Source organism: Acinetobacter lwoffii (genome assembly GCF_049367455.1).
Taxonomy (GTDB): domain Bacteria; phylum Pseudomonadota; class Gammaproteobacteria; order Pseudomonadales; family Moraxellaceae; genus Acinetobacter; species Acinetobacter lwoffii_W.
The window spans coordinates 1,164,333-1,187,512 of record NZ_JBMPXW010000001.1 but is presented as its reverse complement, the minus strand read 5'-3'; the positions used below and the strand labels follow the sequence as shown (position 1 = coordinate 1,187,512).

22 protein-coding genes are annotated in these 23,180 nt (G+C 44.1%); 9 read left to right on the top strand and 13 right to left on the bottom strand.

Going from position 1 to position 23,180, the window contains the following annotated elements:
• The first annotated feature begins 37 nt into the window (after window positions 1-37).
• Entirely contained in the window at window positions 38-403 is a 366-nt protein-coding gene (locus tag ACO1B7_RS05685; RefSeq protein ID WP_005108070.1) for a glycine zipper domain-containing protein, read from the top strand.
• A 57-nt stretch (window positions 404-460) separates the two neighbouring features.
• On the opposite strand, the gene ACO1B7_RS05680 is transcribed toward ACO1B7_RS05685, so the two are convergent.
• Window positions 461-955, bottom strand: coding sequence for a DUF4442 domain-containing protein (locus tag ACO1B7_RS05680; RefSeq protein ID WP_004278606.1), 495 nt, complete (start codon window positions 953-955; stop codon window positions 461-463).
• 117 nt (window positions 956-1,072) lie between these two features.
• Between ACO1B7_RS05680 and ACO1B7_RS05675 the strand changes: the two genes are divergently transcribed.
• From ACO1B7_RS05675 to ACO1B7_RS05650, 6 genes are all read left to right on the top strand, one after another.
• Window positions 1,073-1,954: an alpha/beta fold hydrolase gene (locus tag ACO1B7_RS05675; protein WP_423089895.1), complete on the top strand. Its 882-nt coding sequence runs from the start codon at window positions 1,073-1,075 to the stop codon at window positions 1,952-1,954.
• 100 nt (window positions 1,955-2,054) lie between these two features.
• Window positions 2,055-3,419 (top strand): Na+/H+ antiporter family protein, encoded by a 1,365-nt coding sequence (locus tag ACO1B7_RS05670; RefSeq protein WP_423089894.1) that lies wholly within the window; start codon window positions 2,055-2,057, stop codon window positions 3,417-3,419.
• A gap of 331 nt (window positions 3,420-3,750) precedes the next feature.
• A complete protein-coding gene (locus ACO1B7_RS05665) occupies window positions 3,751-4,341 on the top strand; it encodes an OmpW/AlkL family protein (protein WP_005108067.1) in 591 nt (196 codons plus the stop codon).
• Window positions 4,342-4,517: 176 nt separating this feature from the next.
• A complete protein-coding gene (locus ACO1B7_RS05660) occupies window positions 4,518-4,862 on the top strand; it encodes a lysozyme inhibitor LprI family protein (RefSeq protein ID WP_004278601.1) in 345 nt (114 codons plus the stop codon).
• 163 nt (window positions 4,863-5,025) lie between these two features.
• A complete protein-coding gene (gene htpG, locus ACO1B7_RS05655; RefSeq protein WP_005102849.1) occupies window positions 5,026-6,945 on the top strand; it encodes a molecular chaperone HtpG in 1,920 nt (639 codons plus the stop codon).
• Between the two features lie 194 nt (window positions 6,946-7,139).
• Window positions 7,140-7,403 (top strand): hypothetical protein, encoded by a 264-nt coding sequence (locus ACO1B7_RS05650; protein ID WP_005102851.1) that lies wholly within the window; start codon window positions 7,140-7,142, stop codon window positions 7,401-7,403.
• An 81-nt stretch (window positions 7,404-7,484) separates the two neighbouring features.
• Here ACO1B7_RS05650 and ACO1B7_RS05645 read toward each other — a convergent pair whose 3' ends face one another.
• The 4 genes from ACO1B7_RS05645 to ACO1B7_RS05630 form a co-directional block, all read right to left on the bottom strand.
• On the bottom strand, window positions 7,485-8,594 hold the full coding sequence (locus tag ACO1B7_RS05645) for a hypothetical protein (protein ID WP_005102854.1): 1,110 nt from the start codon (window positions 8,592-8,594) through the stop codon (window positions 7,485-7,487).
• A 92-nt stretch (window positions 8,595-8,686) separates the two neighbouring features.
• Window positions 8,687-10,087 carry a hypothetical protein gene (locus ACO1B7_RS05640; RefSeq protein WP_005102856.1) on the bottom strand — a complete coding sequence of 467 codons (1,401 nt, stop codon included), beginning with the start codon at window positions 10,085-10,087 and terminating at the stop codon, window positions 8,687-8,689.
• Window positions 10,088-10,097: 10 nt separating this feature from the next.
• Window positions 10,098-10,277: a hypothetical protein gene (locus tag ACO1B7_RS05635; RefSeq protein ID WP_005102858.1), complete on the bottom strand. Its 180-nt coding sequence runs from the start codon at window positions 10,275-10,277 to the stop codon at window positions 10,098-10,100.
• A 254-nt stretch (window positions 10,278-10,531) separates the two neighbouring features.
• A complete protein-coding gene (locus ACO1B7_RS05630) occupies window positions 10,532-10,699 on the bottom strand; it encodes a hypothetical protein (RefSeq protein WP_005102860.1) in 168 nt (55 codons plus the stop codon).
• Between the two features lie 410 nt (window positions 10,700-11,109).
• On the opposite strand from ACO1B7_RS05630, the gene ACO1B7_RS05625 reads away from it, so the two are divergent.
• The gene (locus tag ACO1B7_RS05625; RefSeq protein ID WP_004278594.1) at window positions 11,110-11,310 is read left to right on the top strand and encodes a dodecin family protein; all 201 of its coding nucleotides are present in this window, start codon (window positions 11,110-11,112) and stop codon (window positions 11,308-11,310) included.
• A 65-nt stretch (window positions 11,311-11,375) separates the two neighbouring features.
• Here ACO1B7_RS05625 and ACO1B7_RS05620 read toward each other — a convergent pair whose 3' ends face one another.
• From ACO1B7_RS05620 to ompR, 4 genes are all read right to left on the bottom strand, one after another.
• On the bottom strand, window positions 11,376-12,068 hold the full coding sequence (locus ACO1B7_RS05620) for a DsbA family oxidoreductase (RefSeq protein ID WP_005102861.1): 693 nt from the start codon (window positions 12,066-12,068) through the stop codon (window positions 11,376-11,378).
• A gap of 232 nt (window positions 12,069-12,300) precedes the next feature.
• A complete protein-coding gene (locus tag ACO1B7_RS05615; protein WP_004647324.1) occupies window positions 12,301-13,818 on the bottom strand; it encodes an acetyl-CoA hydrolase/transferase family protein in 1,518 nt (505 codons plus the stop codon).
• A gap of 205 nt (window positions 13,819-14,023) precedes the next feature.
• Window positions 14,024-15,484 carry an ATP-binding protein gene (locus ACO1B7_RS05610; RefSeq protein WP_034435905.1) on the bottom strand — a complete coding sequence of 487 codons (1,461 nt, stop codon included), beginning with the start codon at window positions 15,482-15,484 and terminating at the stop codon, window positions 14,024-14,026.
• A 264-nt stretch (window positions 15,485-15,748) separates the two neighbouring features.
• Window positions 15,749-16,513: an osmolarity response regulator transcription factor OmpR gene (gene ompR, locus ACO1B7_RS05605; protein WP_004278590.1), complete on the bottom strand. Its 765-nt coding sequence runs from the start codon at window positions 16,511-16,513 to the stop codon at window positions 15,749-15,751.
• A gap of 335 nt (window positions 16,514-16,848) precedes the next feature.
• Between ompR and ACO1B7_RS05600 the strand changes: the two genes are divergently transcribed.
• A complete protein-coding gene (locus ACO1B7_RS05600) occupies window positions 16,849-19,200 on the top strand; it encodes a Tex family protein (RefSeq protein WP_423089893.1) in 2,352 nt (783 codons plus the stop codon).
• 53 nt (window positions 19,201-19,253) lie between these two features.
• Here ACO1B7_RS05600 and ACO1B7_RS05595 read toward each other — a convergent pair whose 3' ends face one another.
• The 4 genes from ACO1B7_RS05595 to ACO1B7_RS05580 all read right to left on the bottom strand — a co-directional run bounded on the left by ACO1B7_RS05595 (window position 19,254) and on the right by ACO1B7_RS05580 (window position 23,174).
• Entirely contained in the window at window positions 19,254-19,571 is a 318-nt protein-coding gene (locus ACO1B7_RS05595) for a hypothetical protein (protein ID WP_121979797.1), read from the bottom strand.
• 60 nt (window positions 19,572-19,631) lie between these two features.
• Window positions 19,632-20,711, bottom strand: a complete 1,080-nt coding sequence (locus ACO1B7_RS05590) for a patatin-like phospholipase family protein (RefSeq protein ID WP_121979798.1) — start codon at window positions 20,709-20,711, stop codon at window positions 19,632-19,634.
• A gap of 153 nt (window positions 20,712-20,864) precedes the next feature.
• Window positions 20,865-22,484 (bottom strand): ABC1 kinase family protein, encoded by a 1,620-nt coding sequence (locus ACO1B7_RS05585; RefSeq protein WP_071850486.1) that lies wholly within the window; start codon window positions 22,482-22,484, stop codon window positions 20,865-20,867.
• A 12-nt stretch (window positions 22,485-22,496) separates the two neighbouring features.
• Complete coding sequence (locus ACO1B7_RS05580; protein ID WP_121979799.1) at window positions 22,497-23,174, bottom strand: ubiquinone biosynthesis accessory factor UbiJ; 678 nt, start codon at window positions 23,172-23,174, stop codon at window positions 22,497-22,499.
• Window positions 23,175-23,180: the final 6 nt, after the last annotated feature.

Here is a 23,180-nt window from a genome sequence, read left to right as displayed (position 1 = left end):
ATAAGCTTAATTAAAGCAAGACAGGAAGGCCAAGGTCATGAAAAAATTAATGGGTGTTATGGCAGTTGCCACTCTTTCCACCTTTATGTTGGCGGGTTGTGAAAGTATGTCTGCCAATGAGCAACGGATCGGTGCTGCAGCCCTTGGTGGTGCAGTGGGTGGTGGTGTCGGTAATAAAGTCGGCGGTGGCGTTGGTGCAGCTGTGGGTGGTGGTGCCGGTGCGGCAGTGGGTAGTAAATCCCAAGGCGGTTCAAACCGTAATGCGACCTATAGTGGTGTAGGTGGTGCTGTTGGTTCAGCAGTCGGTAAAAGCATCTTCGGTGGTAATGCGGGTGCTGCAATTGGTGGTGCAATCGGTGGTGGTGCCGGTGCTGCGATTGAACAGGATAACCGTCGTCGTTAAGTCGAAAGTTACTTCAGATTCATCTAGATTTAAAAGCGCCAATGTGGCGCTTTTATCTTATTTAGGAGCGTTAATTTTCCCTTTGCTCTGTTTCCGCCGGATATACACCGTTTTTTCTACTTCGGCAATTCTGACCCCGGCTTCATCATAAATATTCAGCTGATAATGTCGATACACTGGCGCATTATCGGCCGCCAGATTGATAATCGTGGTAATTTCTTCAGCAGAAATCCGAATATCCGCCACCACTGTGCCGCGACCCGGTGCCAAAAACTGAATGCTGGCGCCTTTATCCCAGACCAGATATTTCGGCCCCAAATGATGCATCAGCAATAACATGTAAAAGGGATCGACCATCGAATACAGGCTGCCACCAAAATGCACACCGACAATATTCTGGTTTTTACGGGTCAGCGGCATTTTGACCCGAACGTGATAATTATTAAAATCAATCTTATTAATTTCAATGCCTGCACCACGATAAGGGGCATAGCGGTTCAGAATAAATTTTGAAACCAGAGGCAGTTTTTGAATTTTCTGGAATAGGCTCATACTGACATTCTTTTTGCGGCTGTGATTATGCATACTAGAGCAACAAAAATGCGCTGGCATTGATCAATCATGCCGATTTATAAACTAAGTGGTCAATAATAAAAACAGGATTAAAAGATGGAAATGCACATGCAATGGGTCGATACCACGGATCAGCAGCGTCTCTGTGTCAAAACTTATGGACAACCCGAACAGCCGGCCTTGGTACTGGTTCATGGCTATCCTGATCATCAAGCGGTTTGGGAGCCAGTCATTGCTCATTTGAGTCAGGATTATTTTGTGGTGACCTATGATGTCCGTGGCGCAGGGGAGTCCAGTATTCCCAAAAAAATCTCCGATTACCGCTTGGCCCGTTTAAGTCAGGATCTGGAAGAGGTGGTGAATAAGGTATTGCCGAATCGTGCTTTTCATCTGGCCGCGCATGACTGGGGCTCAATTCAGTCCTGGGAATCTGTCACCGATCCACGCTTTAAAGGGCGAATTCTGTCTTATAGCACCTTATCTGGGCCATGTCTGGATCATGCCGCTTTCTGGATGCGTGAACAGTTCCAGCAAAACAAAGCAAAATTTTTAAAGCAAATGAGCAAATCTTGGTATATCGCGATGTTTCAGTTGCCTTTAGTGGCGCCGTTGGCCTGGAATTTTTTTAATCCGCAGCGTTGGGGCAAGATCGTGCAGCAACTGGAAAGACACGATGATCTGCCACTCAACCCGCATATTGTCAAAGATGGCAAATATGGTGTGAACCTGTATCGGGCCAATTTTTTGCCACGCTTAGCTCAACCACGGCAGCGCTTTGCCATCTGTCCGGTACAGGCGATTGTGCTGAAATATGACCAGTTTGTCGGGCCAGATCTGGTCGATGAGATGTCCAAATGGGTGGATGATTTCTCGAAAGTAGAACTGGCTGCCAATCACTGGGCGATTCTGAGTCAGTCGGAGCAAGTCGCTCAATTGATTGATGAGTTTATTCAGCGTAAATCTGCGACCACTCATTGATAAGCCACTCCGCAAAACATGACCCGACCAGAAAAAAGTGGCGGAATTTTTATCCGTATTTTCTGATAAAATAGCCGCTTTCTCTCTATTCCGATTCATTATGTTCGCAATTCTTGCTGCTATTGGAGTCATGTTCGGACTCTCGTTGGCACGTGTACCTGTGGTTTTTGCCCTGGTCATTGGTGCTGTTACAGGTGGTTTATTGGCAGGTCTAGGCCTGCAGGGAACCTTGGACGCGTTTAACAATGGCTTGGGTGGTGGTGCTAAAATTGCCTTGGCTTACGGTATTTTAGGTGCATTTGCTTTGGCTCTGGCACGTTCGGGTTTACCGGATTTGCTGGCTTATAAAATGATCAGTACCTTAAAAGGTGAGGCCGATTTTAAAGCGCAAAACCGGGTGAAATATCTGATCTTTTTCACAGTTGCTATTGCTGCCGTGTTCTCGCAGAACGTTATTCCCGTGCATATTGCCTTTATTCCGGTACTGATTCCGCCACTATTGGCTGTATTTAACCATTTAAAGCTCGACCGTCGTTTGATTGCCTGTTTGCTGACCTTTGGTCTGGTAGGCACCTATATGCTGATTCCGGTCGGTTTTGGTGCCATCTTCCTGAATGACATTCTGGGTCATAACATCAATACTTTTGGTAAGCCATACGGATTTGAAATTAGCTATGACCAGATTCCATCTGCGATGGCAATTCCAGTATTCGGTATGTTTGTGGGTTTATTGGTGGCGATCTTTATTAGCTATCGCAAACCACGTCAATATCAAGATATTTATGTCCAGGAACAGCAAAGTATTTCCGCTGAATTAGGTGTGGCTGAGCAGGTTAAACCGCAGATTGCCAAATTTACCATCTGGATGGCCGGCCTTGCAGTTATTGCCACATTGGCGGTACAGCTTTATTCAGACTCGATGATTCTGGCCGGTCTGGTCGGTGTCGCAATCCTGAGTTGTGCCGGGATCTTTAAATGGAAAGAAGCGGATGATGTGATCATTACCGGTATGCGCATGATGGCGCTAGTTGGCTTTATCATGATTGCGGCACAAGGCTTTGCCGCGGTGATTGAAGCGACTAATCAGGTACCAACCTTGGTTGAAGCATCAGTAAACTGGATTGGTAATAGTCAGGCATTGGCTGCCTTCCTGATGCTGTTGATTGGTTTGCTAATTACCCTAGGCATTGGTTCGTCTTTCTCAACCATTCCCATTCTAGCGATTATTTATGTACCGCTGTGTATCCAGTTCGGTTTTAGCCCTGCGGCGACCATTGCGATTATCGGAACTGCAGCAGCTTTGGGTGATGCCGGTTCTCCAGCTTCGGATTCAACTTTAGGCCCAACTTCTGGTCTGAATATGGATGGTCAGCATGATCATATGAAGGATAGTGTGATTCCAACCTTCATTCACTTTAATATTCCGTTAATGATTTTTGGCTGGATTGCAGCCATGGTTCTGTAAGTCAATTTCAATCTGCTCTGATATCTATTGGAGCAGATTCATCTGGATTTAAAATAAATAATAAGATGTATTTAAAATATATGTTTAAATAAAAATTAATATAAACCTGATTATTTTACTCTGAATAAAGCCATATTTATCTGATTAATATACTTGGTATTTAAAACCAACCAATTCAGTAAATTTAAAATAAATAACTTTTTAAATCAATATTTTAAATAATAATTTAAAATTAGTTTTATAATCCTTATTGCATATTATTTTCCCTCGTGTTTATTATTAATTAAGATTTATTTTCTTAATAATTATTCTTCCTGTGGGGTATTTTAAAATGTTAAAGCAAGCTGCTCTAATTGCATTAATGGGTCTTTCTGCATCTGCGATGGCAGGTCAATGGCAGGTGAAAGTTGGTGCCAGTTCTTTAGCACCATCAAGTGACACTGAAATTGCACCAGGTTTAGTCGTAGAAGCGGATCAAGAATATGGTTTTACGCCATCGGTTGAATACTTTTTTAATGACAATATCTCTGCAGAACTTTTATTAGCTACGCCATTTAATCACGACATTTCTGCTCAGGGTCTAGGGAAAATTGCCAAGATTAAGCATCTTCCACCCACAATTACCGCTAAATATAACTTTAAAAATGCAACACGTTTTACGCCATATATTGGTGTAGGTGGCACAGCTTTTATTGCTTGGGATGAAGAAGGTCTGGCTAAAGATGTGAAAGAGGAATTTGGTTTGGCAGGTCAGGTTGGCTTTAATTATCAGCCAGCCGATGCCAAAAACTGGGGAGTATTTGCTGACGTGCGCTATGCAGATTTGAGTCCTGAAGTGACTTTAGATGATGCTGATAATACTAAATTCGACTTGAATATTGATCCTTGGGTTTACACGATCGGTTATAGCTACAAGTTCTAAATTCTAGTCTTGCTTAATAAAAAAGCCTCATCTTGAATGAGGCTTTTTTTTTCAAAATAACAACGATTTATAACTTATTGAAATTGAGCAGATCGGCAATGTTCAACTATATTAAAATGAATAAAGTAAATATTAATTGAATACGACTTAATAATTGAATAATAAGGAAGATCAGCATGAAGTTTTTAAGCCAAGGTATTGTGATCTTCTTCAGCCTGCTGGTAGGGTCTACCTATGCGGCAAGTTTTGATTGTCAGAAAGCTGAAACCGTGACAGAGAAAGCGATTTGTGAACATCGCCTGCTCAATGATGCCGATGTCAAGATGAGTACCAGCTATCATATTTTACGTCGTATGGTGCCTATGGGAACCCGCTCGGTGATCCAGCGCGATCAGGTGAAATGGCTACAGTTTCGTGACCGCTGTCAGGAATCTGTGTCCTGTCTGAGTCAAGTCTATAATATGCGCCAGCAGCAAATAGACCTGCAATTTCAACGTATTTATAAGCTTGGGCCTTATTAAGGCTTAAACTTAAGCCTTTACAAATGCAAGCCAGATCAGATCAAGCGATCCTTTATAAAATATCTTGAGAAAAAATATACAACTGGCTATTGAAAATTTAGTAACTCACTCCATTCATATAGGCAACAGTATTGACCTGTATTTAAAATAAAAGGAGTGATTAATGAGCGAGTCTAGCGCACAAAAACATAGTTTCCAGGCTGAAGTGGCTCAGTTACTACATCTCGTGACCCATTCGCTTTATTCAAACCCTGAAATTTTCCTGCGCGAATTGATCTCGAATGCCTCAGATGCATGTGACAAATTACGTTTTGAAGGGATTAACCATCCTGAATTTTATGAAAATGATCCTGATCTGCGCGTTCGTGTCAGTCTGGATGCAGACAATAAAACCATTACCATTTCAGACAACGGGATTGGCTTAAGCGAGCAGGAAGCTATTGATAATTTAGGGACTATTGCCAAATCAGGCACCAAAGACTTTATGTCCAAACTGACCGGCGATCAAAAAGCCGATGCTCAATTGATTGGCCAGTTTGGTGTCGGTTTCTATTCCGGCTTTATTGTGGCTGACAAGATTACGGTAGAATCGCGTCGTGCCGGCACAGATGTCTCTGAAGGCGTACGCTGGATTAGTGGAGGAACCGGTGAGTTCGAAGTTGAACAGATCACGAAACAAGGACGTGGTACTGATATTATTCTGCATCTGCGTGACGATGCGCTGGATTATCTGCAAAGCTATAAAGTGAAGCAGATTATCAATAAATATTCAGACCACATCAGCCTGCCAATCCAGATGCAAAAAGAAGTCTGGCAGGAAGAAGAAGCGGCTGAAGGCGAAACCTCTAAAGGCGGCCAGTATGTCAAAACTGATGAGTGGGAAGTCATTAACTCGGCCAGCGCATTATGGACTCGTAACAAGTCTGAAATCACTGAAGAGCAGTATGTCGAGTTCTACAAGAACTTGAGCCATGATTTCGCAGCGCCATTGGCTTGGGCGCATAACCGGGTTGAAGGCAGCACTGAATATACCCAGTTATTATATATTCCAAGTAAAGCGCCACATGATATTTTCACCCGTGAATCCAAAGCGGGTATCAAACTGTATGTGAAACGTGTGTTCATTATGGATGATGCGGATAACCTGATTCCAAACTACCTGCGCTTTGTGCAAGGTGTGGTGGACAGTGCCGATCTGCCATTGAACGTGAGCCGTGAATTACTGCAAGAAAGCCGTGATGTAAAAACCATCCGTGAAGGCAATACCCGCCGTATCCTGACCATTTTGGATAATCTGGCTAAATCTGAAGATGAAAAAGATCAGGCAAATTTCAAGACCTTCTATCAGGAATTTGCTTCAGTATTGAAAGAAGGTCTGGGCGAAGATTTCAGTAACCGTGAACGTATCTTAAAACTGCTGCGTTATGCGACGTCGACCAATGATGAAGTCAGCACATCATTGGCAGACTATAAAGCACGTATGAAAGATGGGCAGAAAGCCATTTATTATGTGACTGCAGATAGTCTGAATGCTGCGAAAAATTCACCACAACTGGAACTGTTCAAGAAAAAAGGCATTGAAGTTCTGTTGATGACCGAACGCGTGGATGAATGGGCGATGAACTTCGTGAATGAGTTCGATGGTACGCCTTTGCAAAACGTGTCTAAGGGTGCGGTTGACTTAGGTGACCTTCAGGATGCAGAAGAGAAGAAAGCCCTTGAAGAAGCCGCAGCCCAGTTTAAACCGGTGGTGGATAAGTTGACGGATTCATTAAAAGACAAGACCAAAGAAGTGCGGGTGACGACGCGTCTGGTCGATTCTCCGGCTTGTCTGGTGACTGGCGAAGGTGAATTGTCTCCACAGCTGATTCGTATGCTGAAAGATGCGGGTCAACCTGTGCCAGATATCAAGCCGATTCTGGAAATTAACCCGGGACATCCGTTGGTGAAAAAACTGGATGGCTCAGCGCAGTTTGATGATCTGGCCAATGTGATCTTCGACCAAGCGGTGATTGCAGAAGGTGGATTACCAGAAAATCCTGCTGAATATGTCAAGCGCATTAATAGTTTGCTGCTTGCTTAAGTGCTGATATATTGAATGAGAAAATCCCTCTTCGGAGGGATTTTTTATGCCTGCTTCATTTTTCATTTCTAGAAATGATCTGGAAAAACGATAGTGAAGATAAAAAAATCCCTGCGGATTTTAAATCTGAATTTTAAATTAATACTGGTTTTTTGATTTATAATTACGATCATTAAGTAAGGAGAGAGAATGTTATGAAATCTAAGCTGATGATCAGTATGGGCGCTGTAATCCTGATGTCGATGAGCCAAGTTAGTCTAGCGGCACCTGCTGCAGAAAAAATGGTACGCACAGATCGAATCAGTTTTTATAAAGTTGCGAAAGTAGAGGCAGCAAAACTACAACGTGTGCAACATAGCGATCGTATTCGCTTCAATATGCCAGTGATGGAGCAACCTTCATTACAGCAAAAACGAGTGCTACGCAGTGATCGTATTATCTTGAATAAAACCAGCTAATACTTACCGCGCTGATTGCCTCAGTAATATTGAAAAAAGCCCATGAATGATGGGCTTTTATATTTTCTACCATCATTCAGTTTAAAATAACGCTTCTAAACGTACCAAAGCCCCAACATAGTGATCACGATCCTCGCGATGATCATTCAAATAGTTCAGGTCAGTCTGGACAAAAAACCATTCACGTAAAAAAGGTTGTCTCCAGGACACATAAGGGCCCCAGCGATTAAGACGCAGATCCTTGTCATTCAGATAACCACCGGTATAAATGCCGTAACTAAAACGGTTGTCTTGAAAAAACTGATGTTGCCTAAAGGTGTAGTTGTCCCAAGTGAGATCATCGTCTTGATCATCGGCATAAGTCAGACTGAGCTGATTAGAGAAAAAGGCCTGATTGGGACGGGCATGAATCAGTTCCAGGTTGGTCCGTAAATAGTTTTCGCTTTGAATACCATAGCGATAAATCTGTTCGGCATGAAAAGAGTAGTCATTTTCTAGTGTCCAATCTTTACTGGCTTTGACGCGTAGGTAAATATCATCTCCAGAACGTAAGCCCAGATCCAGATCGGTTTCAAAAGGAATACGATCTGACCATTCAGACCAACGTAAGGCAAAAGAGCTGTTATCTTCACGGGCACGTTTAGTATCCAGACGCTTATTTCCGGAAGTGGCAGGATTTTCATTGGTAATCGCGACATTGCTGTCTAATTCATTGTCCAGACTGTCATCACCAAACACCACACTCAGCTTTTGTTCCAAGGTCGGAAGCTTGATCTTGCCGCGGATTCGGGGCTTAATCTCATAGCCTTCATATTCATCCCAGCGATTATCTAGAATGATCCGTAATGTAGCTGCAGCTGGCTGATCCGGATCGCTTTCACCAAACCAGTTATCAATTTTATGCGCAGTACGATCGGCCCATTCGCGGATGCCTTTCTGCTTTTGATCCGCCCATGAATAATTTTCTGTCTCTAGCGTGGATGGAACAATGGCGACATTTGATTGCTCCGGCAGAACCGTGGGTGTTGCATCGATCAAACGTGGAATCTGATCCAGCAAGCCTGATCGGCTTGGCTCTATATTCGTTGGACTGGCAGGAGCAGTTGTGACTGAATTGGCCCAAGACATGCTACCACTCATTCCTAAGCCCAGAGAGAGCAGTAAAATTTGAGTAACCCTGTTTATTTGCATGAGATATTTGTTGCTCTTGTATTCTTATATTCAGCTGTAGTTTTCTAAAAAACGGCCTTAAAAAGCAAGTTAAAGCTACAAAATAACAGCAATTATTCAATCATTTGAGCCTGAATTTCCCGATAAAGCTCTAATACCCGAATGGGTTGTGGCATTGTTAAAATAATATTGTGAATATTCTGCCAATTTAGCTGTTTGTCGCGTTGCAGCAAGATGTATGGATAGGCCAGCTCATCCTCTGCGAGAGAGATGCGTTTTTCACCATGAATCACTCGGATTTTTTGATGTTCCTGTAGCAAAAGCACTGGGGTAGAAAAATCCGCAGCAGCTTCTTTAAACGAGATAAATTTCTGCTTTTGAATGGACTGTGCGGGTATAAATGGATGGTAATCTGGCTGTGTCCAGACTGTTTCAGCCTGCTGCAAGTAAGCCGTTGAAAAAAACTCGAGTTGCATGAACCTGGTGCTTATAACAGACCACGCCAGTGATTTAATCGCAGCAGCCTGATGTTGATGATGGCTCAGCCAATGTTGAATACAATAGTGAGCCTGCAACTGACTCGGTACCCCTAAGAGCATCAGATATTTAACAAACTGACCTTGCAGATTCAATTGCTCAACCAAATAAACCTGACGTGCCTGCCAGTTATCTTCTGCCGCATAATATAAGACAATATCCAGATAAACAGGGTGTTGTTCGACATCGGATTCTAGTTCTAAAGCACAGAGCCGCTGGATATTAGTTTCTTCTAAACCTAAAGGGTGTACATGAGCGTTTAGTTTGCCCAGTTGGATCTGTACAGGGAATTGAATCAATTCGGAGACTGTGATCTGTTCTTGCTGAATTGTCGTTTCAGCTTTTAGTTGAGGATTTAGTTCCTTGGGTTCAGTTAGTATTTGATTGGTTGACTCATCTAAGCGATTTAATTCTAGTGCATGAATTCTTGCGCGCGGCCGTCCCCGATGATATTTGGTTGTTTCCATAGAATTGCAGCTGGTTTCAGCTTCGTGTAAGGATAAGGCAGGAACGATCAAGGGTGGATCCTGTTTCAGGCAAGAAAACCGCTGCTGTTGTTGTAACAGCCAGATATAACAGTGTTGCAGTTCAGCCCATTGGCTGTGCAGGGCAGGAGCTTGGGGAGCCGGAATCAGCCAGATTTGCCAGCCACGTTCAGGATGATGTAAAACTGCCCAGCCTGAATCCGGATGGGCATACAATGCTTGTTCCAGCGCCAAGATTTCGGTGAAATAGCCACGAAAGCTTAAATGATAAGACGTGTTAGCAGAAAATTGGTAGGTGACAAGTTCAGGCTGAGTGCGAACTTTAAATGCTGAAATCTGGGTTTTGAAAATAGGTTCATCACACAGATTAAAAATATCGCGTATTCTTTTTTTAGAACGGGCAATTTCATATAAAGGCAGGACTTTATGCTCCAGTTGCTGCGCCAGTCCATGTAGTTCTTTAATTAAGTGTGCTTTTTCTAAAGCATTCATTTTTTGATCTCTAGAGATGTTTCAGTACTTTATCCAGGGTTTGTGCCAGTACGAGGTTAACCGCCAGCTCCACTAGTCTGTATTCAGCAGAATTTGAGTCGGTATAGCTTTCTGCCATCTCAATTAAATAATCAATAGAAACGGAATGAGGCGGAATTTTGCCCTGTACCAATGCCTGAAGTTCATGCATAAAAAATTTTCTTATCATTGATCTATTTATATTGCTGCAATTATAAGCAGAGATCACATAAAATAGTGATCTATTTTGAGTATTTTATAAACAAATTTTTTAATTAAAAGTGATAAAAATCAATAGAAAAAATGAGAGTAGGAAATAGTCGATATTTTTTTAGAGTCGTGCATCTTTCACACTGAATGTGTTCAATATGATCAAAAAAAACAGGCTGAATCAATCAGCCTGTTTTAATGAAAAACAGCTTTGCATTAAGCCGTTTTTTCAGTTACCACAGTCGCAGCATCTGTATTTACTGTTTCCGCAGGTGCTTTAGTCGCTGGAAAGTCTGGCAGATGAACCACTTGCGCCATTTGTGCAGACGCTTGAACAGAAAAAGCCATAACGGTTGCTGCGAAAGCAAATTTAAGAGCATTCATAGGATGACCTTTAATATCAGAGTGTTCAATGACTTGAACAGAGGAGAATATTTAAACCTAATTCGGGTGAAATAATAGCAAATAAGACTTAATAGAAAATGATAGATTCGGCAAATTCAGGCAGTAAATTTTAGATAAATTACTCTACAAAACAATAAATTAGTATATTTACTCTAGTTTGATTTTTATGGTTTTACAGGGCTTTATACTTTATTTTAGCGATGAAAATCTGGACTTAATCGAGTGTTAAAATAAAAGGTCATGTGTTTTTGATCTGCCAATTTAAAACTAAATTTCGAGCTTTGTTCAATCCATGTAAGTTTTTGCTATCGCTTGTTTACGGGCTGCTGCAATCTTCTAGGAATGGACTAAGATAGAATTTCATTCATTTTCATTTTGAGAGTTTTATTATGGCAATTGCAAAAGTGGTAGAAGTCAATTCAAGCAGCAATAAAAGCTTTGAAGATGCGATTCAAACGGGCATTCAAAAAGTCACAGAAACGGTCAAAAATGTACAAGGTGCTTGGATCAATGAACAGAAGGTTGTCATTAAAGAAAATAAAATCACGGAATATCGTGTCAATTTAAAAATTAGTTTTCTGGTTGATTAAGTGAATGCAATTCAATAACAAATAAAAAACCCCATTTGAAATGGGGTTTTTTATTGAACGTTGCTTTATTTAGCTTGGTCTGGGGTGTCACACGTTTCTGTTGAGCACTGTGCTGCCTGACTATTGGTTGATGTATCGAGCGCTTTTTCAAATACTTGCAAGAAAACTTCTTTAGGTTGCGCGCCTGCCAATGCCACACGTTGATCAAAAACAAAGAAAGGCACACCAGTCACTTTGAGTTGTTCGTGTGCGACTTCCTGATCGAATTTGACAAAGTCGGCATATTCTTCCGAATCCAACAGGTCATCGACTTCGACCGGATTCAGGCCAATACGCGCTGCGACATCTTCCAGTGTTTCACGTTCTCCAATCGCCAGACCTTGGGTCATATAGCTATAGAAGAACGCTTCCTGTGCTTCATTGCCCAAACCTTTGCTTTGCGCCAGGTGAATCAGGCGATGCGCATTAAAGGTATTGCCTGAATTGGCACCTTCCCAGTTAAATTCAATACCTTCGGCTTTGGCCATTTCAGCAATATTGCGCTGCATCTCTTCGACTTCTGCCACGGTGCGGCCATATTTTTGCGCCAGACGCTCAGAGTTGGAGACTTCCTGACGTACCGGTGCTTCAGGATCGAGCTGAAAACTGTGCCAATGTACTTCTAGCTCAATACCTGCTTCTTGTGCAGCAGCTTCTAAACGTTTTTTACCAATATAGCAGAAGGGGCAAACCACATCTGACCAGATATCTACGCGCATGTCATGTCTCTAATTTTGCTCTTGTGTTCAAGTATGAGGGTGAAGAATCAGAATTTAAAGCCCTTGAGCATCAGAAGTGTATTTCTACAGCAGATCGGCAGGATAAATAAAAGAAGAAAGAGTAGGTGATAGCCAGATGGCTTCCTTAATATAATCAGGTTCTGACTATTCAAAAAAAATATAAAAATGCCATAAAAAAACGCCCCGTAGGGCGTTTTGTGAATGCAGTCAATTATGCAGTTTTTACTGCAGCTTCAACAGCAAGCATGTGACCATTTTCTTCGAAGTTTGAGTGCCAAGAAAGCGCTTCACGAAGAAGATGAGGGGTATGGCCGCCTTTTGCACATGCACGGTCAAAGTAATCATTCAACGCATCGCGGTACATTGGGTGCGCACAGTTATCAATTACTGCACGTGCACGCTCACGCGGAGCCAAACCACGAAGATCCGCAAGACCTTGTTCAGTCACTAGGATATCAACATCATGTTCTGCGTGGTCGATATGTGAAGCAAACGGCACTACAGAAGAGATGTCGCCACCTTTCGCGATTGATTTGGTTACGAAGATCGCCAAGTGGGCATTACGTGCGAAGTCACCTGAACCACCAATACCGTTCATCATTTTGGTACCACATACGTGAGTTGAGTTCACGTTACCGTAAATATCAAACTCAAGTGCAGTGTTGATGCCGATAATACCTAAACGACGTACCAGTTCAGGATGGTTTGAAATTTCCTGTGGACGTAATACCAGTTTGTCTTTGTATTGTTCTAGGTTGTTAAATACTTTCTCGCCGTACTTAGCAGAAAGCGTAATAGAAGAACCTGAAGCAAACTTCATTTTACCGGCATCGATCAATTCAAACGTACAGTCTTGTAGTACTTCTGAGTACATGATCAAGTCTTCGAAGTTTGAATCTTTCAGACCCGTCAATACGGCGTTTGCAATTGAACCAATCCCTGCTTGAAGAGGTCCGAGGTTTTTCGGTAGACGGTCTTCAGCTACTTCTTTTTCAAAGAAAGCGATCAAATGGTTGGCAATGCTTTGAGTCTCATCATCTGGTGCAGTTACAGTAGATGGAGAGTCGTGCAATTCGCTGTTAAATACGATACCAACAATTTTAGATGGATCGATATTGATCGCATGCGTACCAATACGCTCATCAACTTGAGTCAATGGAATCGCTTGACGCGTTGGACGATACGTCGGGATGTAGATATCGTGCAAGCCTTCAAATGCCGGGCTTAAATTCGTATTGATTTCTACAATCACTTTTTCAGCAAAAATCGCAAAGCTTGCAGAGTTACCAACAGATGTTGTTGGAATGATGCCGCCATCTTCAGTAATTGCTACGGCTTCGATGATCGCAACGTCTGGTTTTTTCAACTGCAGGTTACGCATTTGCTCAACAGTTTCAGACAAGTGCTGGTCAATGAACATCACTTCGCCGTTGTTGATCGCTTTACGTAAAGTATTGTCTACCTGGAACGGTAAACGACGTGCCAATACACCAGCTTCAGTCAGTTGTTTGTCTAGATCGTTCCCTAGTGATGCACCAGTAATTAACGTGATCTTTAATGGGTTTGCTTTTGCCTGTTGAACTAAAGCTAAAGGAACCGCCTTCGCTTCACCAGCGCGAGTAAAGCCACTCATGCCCACAGTCATGCCATCTTGGATGAATTCAGCCGCTTGTTCAGGGCTGATGACTTTGTTGTGTAGGGAGGCTAAACGGATACGATCTAAAGACATTTTAACTCTCATTAATTCTTAAACTATGATACGGATTGTACCGCTCAAAAAATGTATTGTGCATAGGTGTTAGGCTAAGGTCTAATTTTTTAGCTAAATGTAGGTATAATAAAAAATGATGATTTTTAAATGATTGAATTCGTGAACTATAAAATGAATTGTATAGAAAAACTAAAAAGTCATTTGTTGAATTACTGATCACTTATTAAAAGTGCTCAGTCAAAGTTTGGCGAATTTTATCGAGTGTAGTGGCTGGGGGAAGTGTCTCAGGATTCGCCTGATTCACGGGTAGTGAAATGATAGCTTCCAGCCCACCTTCAGGACGATTATGAATACGCAATTGGCCATGGTGAATATCGACAATCCGTTTCACAATGGCCAACCCCAAGCCACTGCCTTGTACTGTTCGTGCCGAATTGCCCCGAACAAAAGGCTGCATCAAGGCTTCAATCTGATCTTCCGGGATGCCTTCGCCATGGTCTGCGACACAAATCAACAGTTGATCTTCTTCAACATGCGCAGAAAGCTCAATTGGTTCTGAACCATAACGTTTTGAGTTGTTGATCAGATTGCCGATCAGTCTTTTTAGTGACATGCTGCGCGCCTGAATGGTCGGTATATCTTGTGGTGTAAATCGGATATCTAGCGGTTTAAACTGCTTGACCAGTTCCTGTAGCAGTACATTGACATTGGTGTCCTGCGGTTCTTCATCGGAACCATCGCGCATATAGGAAATGAACTGATCCAGAATCGCGTCCATATCTTCGACATCATAAATCAGGCCTTCTTTGAGAAAGTCTTCATCTGGCATCATTTCGGCACTGAGGCGGATTCGGGTTAAGGGCGTGCGCAAGTCATGTGAAATGCCGGCCAGCATGATTCGGCGTTCCCGCTCGGTCTGGTCCAGCGTATAAATCATCTGATTAAAGGCATGATTGACCTGACGGATTTCCAGTGGACCATGATTGGTATCTAGATAGGGTGCTGAGCCGATTCGGCTATAACTGTTGGCGGCATTCTGCAAACGGCGTAAAGGACGGTTGAGCTGACGCACCAAGGTCAAAATAATGATGCCGACAATAATCGGCGTGCCAAGCAACCAGCCCAAAATCAGTTCATTGCTATAATTGGCATAAGTCTTTAAAGGTTCCTGTACCCAGTGACCATTCATTTCAGGAGTCTGGATCCAGATACGTGGACTCGGCTTAAACTGGAAATAGACTGTGGCTTGTTCGATGCGTAACTCTTTGGCGAGTTTGGTTTCGATCTGTCGGGTAAAAAATTCGGCAATCAGCTTTTCACGGACAGTGGGATATTCTGCCGGATTAGTAACGTATTCAATGCCGACCCGGTTTTTCAGCCAGTCATCGATATCGACTTCCTGCTGTTTATGATACAGGCGCAGATCGGGATTATTAAGAATTTCCAGTTCCATGGCCAGATAACGCGCATGTTGCTGGATTTCAGGTAAAAACAGGGTACGCCAAAAGAACCACAAGGACATGAACAGGCTAAAACAGACCACAAAAACCACCAGTACCGTGGTACGCATGGCAGCAGAACGCGGCTTGATCTTGTCGAGAAAGCGTTCCCCGCGGGTACGCTTTTTTTCCGAGTAGCTGACAAAATCGGTAAATTTTTGTGGATCGATGGGGTCGAGTTTCACACCAGCTCCCTGTTGGCATTTTCCAAATTGAGCAGTAATAATAATTTGTAATGGAATCTTACTGCTTGAACCTTCGATGGAAGGAGCTTGTTGTGTTACTTTTTTTGAAAAAATGAGTAACACTGTTACGCAAGTAAAAACTTTGCCATTCGCTGAACTCGCGCATTTGTATACGAGCCTTTAAAGAAGGGGAGGCTCAAACAGCAGCGAATGGCTTTTAGGGACAATAAATTGGGGTAATCTTTTATCGTAATAAGTTTTTCTTTATTCAGCACCATCTGGAACAAAGACATAACCCACACCCCATACAGTCTGGATATAACGTGCACGCGCTGGGTTTTCTTCCACTAAACGGCGTAAACGTGACACCTGAACATCAATTGAACGTTCCATGGCACCCCATTCACGGCCACGCGCCAGATTCATCAGCTTGTCGCGGGTTAATGGTTCGCGTGGATGTTGAACCAGTGCTTTCAGTACCGCAAACTCACCAGTAGTGAGCGTTACCACTTGGCCTTCACGGGTCAGAGTGCGGGTAGAGAGATCTAGCGACCATGGGCCAAAAGAAACCACTTCCATCTGTTGGCTTGGTGCACCCGGCACTTCACGTACCTGACGGCGCAATACCGCACGAATACGTGCCAGCAGCTCATTCGGGTTAAACGGTTTAGGCAAGTAATCATCGGCACCTGCTTCTAAACCGGCAATACGATCCGAGTCGCTACCACGAGCGGTGAGCATAATGATAGGCGTATCGATATTGGATTGGCGTAAACGACGACAGATACTCAAGCCATCTTCGACCGGAAGCATAAAGTCGAGCACGATCAGAGAAAACAGTTCCCGCTGTAAAAGTCGATCCATCTGCGTGGCATCATGTGCAGTTTTAACCACAAAGCCTTTATCTTCGAGAAAACGCTGTAATAAGGTACGCAGACGAACATCATCATCAACCACCAGGATCCGTTCGACCCGGTCCGTTTCGGTATGTACGGCATCGGCTTTTTCAGCAGGTACAACTAAACTCATGAGATGCTCCTTTATTCTTTATTGTCGTCATAAACAAAAATCAAATAGGCTTTGAGTATACGATTCATTGATATTAATTGACTATGCTCTAAAGCACCAAATATTGCAGTTAAAATCAAGACATAGATACCAAATATATACATCTAAATGAGCAAAAAATACGATTTTAAGCTGGATAAAAAGCAAAGTTCATACAAACTTTATCGGGAAAAGCTGAAAACTGTGGCACTTCATAATATAAAGATGAGGTAAATTAATAAAAACAATGGTGGATTTTATAGACCCGGTCTTTATAATCATGCCATTTAGTACTTATCCTTGTGGGATCAAACACGATGACTGACTTAGTTCAGCAGTTGGCAAAAGAACTTGCCGTACGTCCAAATCAAGTTGAGGCTGCCATCAAGCTTATTGATGAAGGTGCCAGTGTTCCTTTTATTGCACGTTACCGTAAAGAAGTAACGCAAGGCTTAGACGATACGCAACTACGTCAACTCGATACGCGTTTATCATACTTGCGTGATTTGTATGAGCGCCGTGAAAAGGTGATTGAATCACTCAAAGAACAAGATAAATTATCTGATGATTTATTGGCGCGTGTGAATGCCGCTGAAACCAAAAATGCATTAGAAGAAATTTACGCGCCGTACCGTCCAAAACGTACCAGTAAATCATTCAAGGCCAAAGAAGCCGGTCTAGGCCCGATTTCCGAAAAAATCTTTAATGAAGCCGTTGATCCAGCTGAAGCTTTGGTGGGTTTTAGCCATGAAGATTACCCAGATACTGAAAGCCAGCTTGATGCGATCCAGCACATCCTGATTGATGACTGGGCGCAAAATATCGCGCTGACCACTGAACTTAAAGCGACATTTGCAAAAACTGCCGTGCTGAAAAGTTTGGTTGCCAGTGATGAGAAAAAAGAAGTCGGTAAAAAATTCCGTGATTATTTCGATTTCTCTGAAAACTTGAATAAAGTGCCTTCACACCGTTTATTGGCGATGCTGCGTGGCCGTCAAGAAAACGTTTTAGGCCTGAAAGTGGATGGCGAAGATGATGCCCCGTTGGCGCGTATTGAAACTGAATACAATCTTGAAACTGTTCAGCCACAAGCGCGTCAGGATTTCTTGAAGCAAACTGCAAAACTATTTTGGCTCGGTAAAGTTCGTCCAACGATCGAACATTCATTGCTGACTGAAAAACGTCTGGCTGCTGAAACAGAAGCGATGAACGTCTTTGCTGAAAACCTGCGTCATTTACTGCTTTCTGCACCTGCAGGCGCACGTACCACTTTGGGCGTGGACCCGGGTATCCGTACCGGTGTGAAACTGGCGGTAGTGAACGAGTCTGGTGATGTTCTTGCACACAGCACGATTTATCCATTTGCACCAAAAGACGATAAAGAAGGTTCACTGGCCGAGCTGGCGCGTTTATGCCGCGAGTTCAATGTTGACCTGATCGCGATTGGTAATGGTACTGCAAGCCGTGAAACTGAAGCTTTAGTTGCTGAAATGATGGCTGCGAACAGTGATCTGAAAATGACGCGTGTTTCTGTATCTGAAGCAGGTGCATCGGTGTATTCAGCATCTGAACTAGCTTCACAGGAACTGCCTGAACTAGATGTATCTATTCGTGGTGCGGTATCGATTGCACGCCGTTTACAAGATCCACTAGCAGAACTGGTGAAAATCGATCCGAAATCGATTGGTGTGGGTCAGTATCAACATGACGTGAACCAGACCGGTCTGGCGAAAACCTTAGAAGCAGTAGTCGAAGACTGTGTGAACTCGGTGGGTGTGGATGTAAATACTGCATCAGCAGCGATTTTGGGTTATATCGCAGGTCTGAACAAATCGATCGCACAGCAAATTGTGGAATTCCGTAAGGAAAATGGTCGTTTTGACAATCGTCAGTCTTTGAAGAAAGTGCCACGTTTAGGCGAGCGTACTTTTGAGCAGGCTGCGGGCTTCTTGCGTATTCAAGATGGTACAGAACCACTAGATGCTTCTGCGGTTCACCCTGAGTCATATGCTTTGGTGAGCAAAATTGTTGAAGCGAAAGCAACGACTGTAAAAGACATCATTGGCAATACTGAAATCATTCGCCAAGTGAATGCTGAAGAATTTACAGACGAGAAATTCGGTCTGCCGACAATTCAAGACGTATTGGCTGAACTGGAAAAACCGGGCCGTGACCCGCGTCCAGAGTTCCGCACTGCTAAATTCCGTGATGACATTACGGAAGTTGCGCAATTGTCGGAAGGCATGCAGCTGGAAGGTGTAGTGACAAATGTCACTAACTTCGGTGCATTTGTCGATGTGGGTGTGCATCAAGATGGTTTGGTACATATTTCTGAACTTGCCAATGAATTCGTCGCTGATCCGCATAAAGTGGTGAAACCGGGTCAAATCGTACAAGTCCGTGTTTTGAATGTGGATGCTGAACGTAACCGTGTCAATCTGTCGATGCGTCCTGAAGGTTCTGAAGCGCCGGCGAAAGCACCACGTCAACCACGTCGTGACAATGAGCAACGCGGTGAACGTAAGCCTCAAGGCAAACGTCCACAGCAAGCACGTCCGCAAGGCGACCGTCCTCAGGGCAAGAAACCGCAAGCGGCTAAACCACAAGAGCAAAAAATTGGTGGTTTGGGTGCATTGCTATTGCAAGCAGGGATTAAAGGTTCGAAATAATCTTTAATTAGCGAATAAAAAACCTCCCAATTGGGAGGTTTTTTATTGGATCATTATGAGTTAATCACCGGCACAATCCAGCTGGTGATAATCAGTAAAATACCGAGATGCCCCAATTTTCGTGTCACATAGACCAGTTTAGATGGTGGCTGTTCCAGTCTTTTTGCATATTCTTCCATGCTAATGCCGGGCTTGCCTTTACTGGTAAATAAAAACACCGCCAGGTCGATACAGATCAGAATCGTACCGATATCAGCGACCAGTTCCATCAGGACAAAATCCTGGCGATACAGCGACATGCTGACGCTATAAATCAGATAAATGGCAAAGGCCAGACACAGGTATTGCAGGACAACTAAAAACTTCTGCATAAATCTCAACAGTTCACAAAATTAAAGCAATTATACAAATAATCGGGCAGCTGCGGCCAATTACAAGGCCTGCATTATCTCAGCAAAATTCTGCTTCTCGACCAGTTCCAGAAATTCATCGCCCAGACGCTGACTTTCCGCAATACATTGCTTCCACAGCTGGATCCGTTGGGTTTGATCCAAACCTTTTAAGTTAAAGTCTTTACGATCAGGCAAACGACCCAAAGGCAAACTTTGCAGATATTGCTGCGATGGAGAAAGCAGCAAAGTTCGTGCCTGATTTTCTGGATTTGAGGTACGTTTAAATAACTTGTCGAACCAGCCGGGGGTAATGCTATCGGTAAAATGTGGATACAGCACAATGCCTTTGCTCTGAAAGGGCAGGTCAATGTGATAATCAATCAGGCCACCATCGCGATAATAACCCTGCGGTGCATCCGGAATATTGTTCACCGCTGCCATTACCCCGGGAATAGATGCTGAAGCCATCAGCCAAGACAACACACTCTGTTCGGTCAGTGCATGATAATGCGTGGTAAATCCATCTTCAGCGATTTTAAACTGCTCACCCGTATTCGGCTGGCTGATCACACGTTGCATGAAATGACGGCTGTGCCGGCGCGCGACTGCGGTCGTTCCAAGAATTCCAGCTACAGAAGCCATTAATGGCAATGCCTTGTCACTTTGGAAAATGTGCTGGGCTTTAATTGAAATGACTGCGAGATGATAATCCGGATGATTGACCAGATCGTTTTCTTTGCCTTGTACTAGATCCAGCAGCATGCCACGGCAGATGTCGCTGACATCCTGACGGGTCATTTTTTTATGAAAATAGAGGTTGGTATAGAGTTCAGCTAAGCGTTCGGTTCCCTGTCGAGCACCATGTGCAGCCATACTGGCAAAGCGCCAGCTGCCAATCGAAGAACCCACCAAAGTTCTACGGTGAGGTGCACGTGGAAAAAACTCACCAAAAATCGCCTGATCCAGTCCCTGGATACCGATACCTTTGGGGCCACCTGCAGCACCAGGTACAATATCGACTTGTTCGGGTTGCAAACCTTGTTGCAGAATCAGCTCACGTGCCAGATGGCCGGCACGAATCGTCAGAGCAGGCGCACGTTTTTGTAAAATCTGTACCATGGTTGAACCTATACTAGCCAAATGTGTGCTTATTTTAAGCGATAGGTCTTAGGACCCAATGGCAAGATATGTCCTAAGGTGACTTTGGAGTCATGCGATGCTCAGAAAATAAAAAACCTGAACAGTGTCAGGTTTTTTTAAAAGCTCATTTAGTTATTTCGCAATCCGCCAGACGGCCAGTACACTCGCCAGTACAATCAGAATCACCGACACAAACCACGGTGAAATAATGGCAATCGCCAGCAGAATCGCCATGATACTGCCAAACATCCAGCTACGTTTTTGCTGATGTTCCATTTGCAGGCGCATACTTTGTAATTCATTGAGCTGTTTGGCATGCCAGGCCGACTGGTTTTTTAAACCGTTTAAGCTGTCGATCATCAGGGTCGGTAAATCCTGCGCCCCTAACAGCAGATCCGGGATTTTCTGTCCCAGTTCTTTAAGGTTCTTTTGCGGATTCATCTGGGCCTTGATCCAGTCCGTCAGGATCGGTTTGGCCAGACTCCAGATATCCAGTTCAGGATACAGGTCGGTTCCTAAACCCTCGACATGCACCAAAGTTTTTAGTAGCAACATCAATTGAGGTGGAATTTCCAGATGGAAACGACGCGCGATGTCCATGACTTCAATCAGAATGCCGGCAAAGTCCAGTTCATGCATCGGTTTGGACACCATCGGCCCCACACTGCGGCGCATTTCACGGGCCAATGCATCCTGATCAGTCCCCGGTGGAATCCAGCCAGCCTGATGCACCACCTGAATCAGCTGCATAAAGTCACTGTTCATGACCGCCAGTAGCATGCGTGCTACGGTCATCTGGTCGTGTTTGGACAGTTCGCCCATAATCGCGCAGTCCAGCGCAATAAAACGCGGATTGGCTGGATTGATGGTTTCTACAAAGACATTTCCCGGATGCATGTCAGCATGGAAGAAGTTATCGCGGAAGACCTGAGTAAAGAAGATGGTTAGGCCTTTACGCGCCAGATCGGCACGATCCATGCCCAACCGGTCAAAGGTCGCGATATCTGAAATCGGCACCCCGGTAATGCGCTCGGCTACCAGCACGTCTTTGCTGTCCATGTAAATTTCCGGCACATACATCATGCTCGAGCCGGTAAAATGATGGCGCATACGGCGGGTATTGTCCGCTTCCAGCGTCAGGTCTAGTTCATTCAGAATGATCTGTCGATAATCCTGAATGATTTCCGACAGGTGCAATGCGCGGGCAGCTTCCAGACGTTTTTCCAGAAATTGACCGAGCCATTCCAGAATTTCAAAATCCTGCAAAATCTGCTGGCGAATATTCGGGCGGGTGACTTTAACCACCACTTCACGGCCATCATGCAGGGCAGCCGTATGCACCTGAGCAATCGAAGCTGCAGCCAGTGGCTGGGTATCGAAACGCGCGAATAGGGTATTTACATCAGCTTTCAGGGATTCCTGAATGCGCATCTTGGCCACGTCATTATCAAACGGCTTGACCCGGTCTTGTAGCAAGACCAGTTGCTGTAAAACTTCAGGTGGAATCAGGTCACGGCGGGTCGAGAGCAGTTGACCGAGCTTGATCGCCAACGGCCCCATTTCTTCTAAAGCCAGTTTCAGCTTGAGCGGATTTTTACGTTCACGACTGGACCAGGCAGCCGGATGCATCCGGATGAGGGACAGCACATGCCGGGATTTTTCTGGTAATTCTTCCGCAGGAAACAACGTGTCGAGTCGATAGTGCGCGGCGATGCGCCAAAGTTCGAGTAAACGTGAAACATGCGGAATCATAAAGCTGTGTACCTAGTCTTGAGTAGAATTGTTTGAGGCATCAATTTGAGCCTGAAGCTGATGGATTTTTGCTTCAACCCGATCTAAATTTTGATTCAGGATACGGGTGTCCTGATTCAGGTCATCCATTTGCCAGCGTGGGGCAAACAGACCACTGTCTTCTTTTAAGGCATCTTCAGCAAAGAATAATTGACTTTGCAGGGTGCGTTTTAGCTGCTTGGGCAGCAGTTGCAATTTGCCAATTTCATGCGCCAGCGTCGGGCCAATCCAGGGACTTAAGTGCGCTGCCAGATCCAGTTCCGCCTGTTGCATGATGCGCTGGATTTCCTGCAATAACTTGTAGTCGCCTTGCAATGGAATATTGCCGACTTCATCGGAAAGCAGCAGCTTGAGTAATTCCACCACATTGCTGACCTGCAAGGTTGCTGTCGCTTCGGTGACTGTCGCGGAACTTGCGTCAAATGGACGTTGTTCAAAGACCGAAGGTGTTTCGGTATGACCGGTTGCCGTTGGTTCCAGACGAACTTTGCCTTCATCAAAAAACACATCAACCGAAAGCTGCGGCGAGGCGATCACCACCCGCAGCATTTTGCCGGACAGGGCATTCAGCTGGATGCGGGTAATGGCATCCAGATCAATCACATGATGAATCACGCGTTCAACAGCACCGAGTGCCAGAATTGACCACATAGGCAA

Excerpts from the sequence above, each read along its gene's own strand:
- ACO1B7_RS05685 (WP_005108070.1), top strand. The coding sequence starts at position 38 with ATGAAAAAATTAATGGGTGTTATGGCAGTTGCCACTCTTTCCACCTTT.
- ACO1B7_RS05680 (WP_004278606.1), bottom strand. The coding sequence starts at position 955 with ATGAGCCTATTCCAGAAAATTCAAAAACTGCCTCTGGTTTCAAAATTT.
- ACO1B7_RS05675 (WP_423089895.1), top strand. The coding sequence starts at position 1,073 with ATGGAAATGCACATGCAATGGGTCGATACCACGGATCAGCAGCGTCTC.
- ACO1B7_RS05670 (WP_423089894.1), top strand. The coding sequence starts at position 2,055 with ATGTTCGCAATTCTTGCTGCTATTGGAGTCATGTTCGGACTCTCGTTG.
- ACO1B7_RS05665 (WP_005108067.1), top strand. The coding sequence starts at position 3,751 with ATGTTAAAGCAAGCTGCTCTAATTGCATTAATGGGTCTTTCTGCATCT.
- ACO1B7_RS05660 (WP_004278601.1), top strand. The coding sequence starts at position 4,518 with ATGAAGTTTTTAAGCCAAGGTATTGTGATCTTCTTCAGCCTGCTGGTA.
- htpG (WP_005102849.1), top strand. The coding sequence starts at position 5,026 with ATGAGCGAGTCTAGCGCACAAAAACATAGTTTCCAGGCTGAAGTGGCT.
- ACO1B7_RS05650 (WP_005102851.1), top strand. The coding sequence starts at position 7,140 with ATGAAATCTAAGCTGATGATCAGTATGGGCGCTGTAATCCTGATGTCG.
- ACO1B7_RS05645 (WP_005102854.1), bottom strand. The coding sequence starts at position 8,594 with ATGCAAATAAACAGGGTTACTCAAATTTTACTGCTCTCTCTGGGCTTA.
- ACO1B7_RS05640 (WP_005102856.1), bottom strand. The coding sequence starts at position 10,087 with ATGAATGCTTTAGAAAAAGCACACTTAATTAAAGAACTACATGGACTG.
- ACO1B7_RS05635 (WP_005102858.1), bottom strand. The coding sequence starts at position 10,277 with ATGCATGAACTTCAGGCATTGGTACAGGGCAAAATTCCGCCTCATTCC.
- ACO1B7_RS05630 (WP_005102860.1), bottom strand. The coding sequence starts at position 10,699 with ATGAATGCTCTTAAATTTGCTTTCGCAGCAACCGTTATGGCTTTTTCT.
- ACO1B7_RS05625 (WP_004278594.1), top strand. The coding sequence starts at position 11,110 with ATGGCAATTGCAAAAGTGGTAGAAGTCAATTCAAGCAGCAATAAAAGC.
- ACO1B7_RS05620 (WP_005102861.1), bottom strand. The coding sequence starts at position 12,068 with ATGCGCGTAGATATCTGGTCAGATGTGGTTTGCCCCTTCTGCTATATT.
- ACO1B7_RS05615 (WP_004647324.1), bottom strand. The coding sequence starts at position 13,818 with ATGTCTTTAGATCGTATCCGTTTAGCCTCCCTACACAACAAAGTCATC.
- ompR (WP_004278590.1), bottom strand. The coding sequence starts at position 16,513 with ATGAGTTTAGTTGTACCTGCTGAAAAAGCCGATGCCGTACATACCGAA.
- ACO1B7_RS05600 (WP_423089893.1), top strand. The coding sequence starts at position 16,849 with ATGACTGACTTAGTTCAGCAGTTGGCAAAAGAACTTGCCGTACGTCCA.
- ACO1B7_RS05595 (WP_121979797.1), bottom strand. The coding sequence starts at position 19,571 with ATGCAGAAGTTTTTAGTTGTCCTGCAATACCTGTGTCTGGCCTTTGCC.
- ACO1B7_RS05590 (WP_121979798.1), bottom strand. The coding sequence starts at position 20,711 with ATGGTACAGATTTTACAAAAACGTGCGCCTGCTCTGACGATTCGTGCC.
- ACO1B7_RS05585 (WP_071850486.1), bottom strand. The coding sequence starts at position 22,484 with ATGATTCCGCATGTTTCACGTTTACTCGAACTTTGGCGCATCGCCGCG.
- ACO1B7_RS05580 (WP_121979799.1), bottom strand. The coding sequence starts at position 23,174 with ATGTGGTCAATTCTGGCACTCGGTGCTGTTGAACGCGTGATTCATCAT.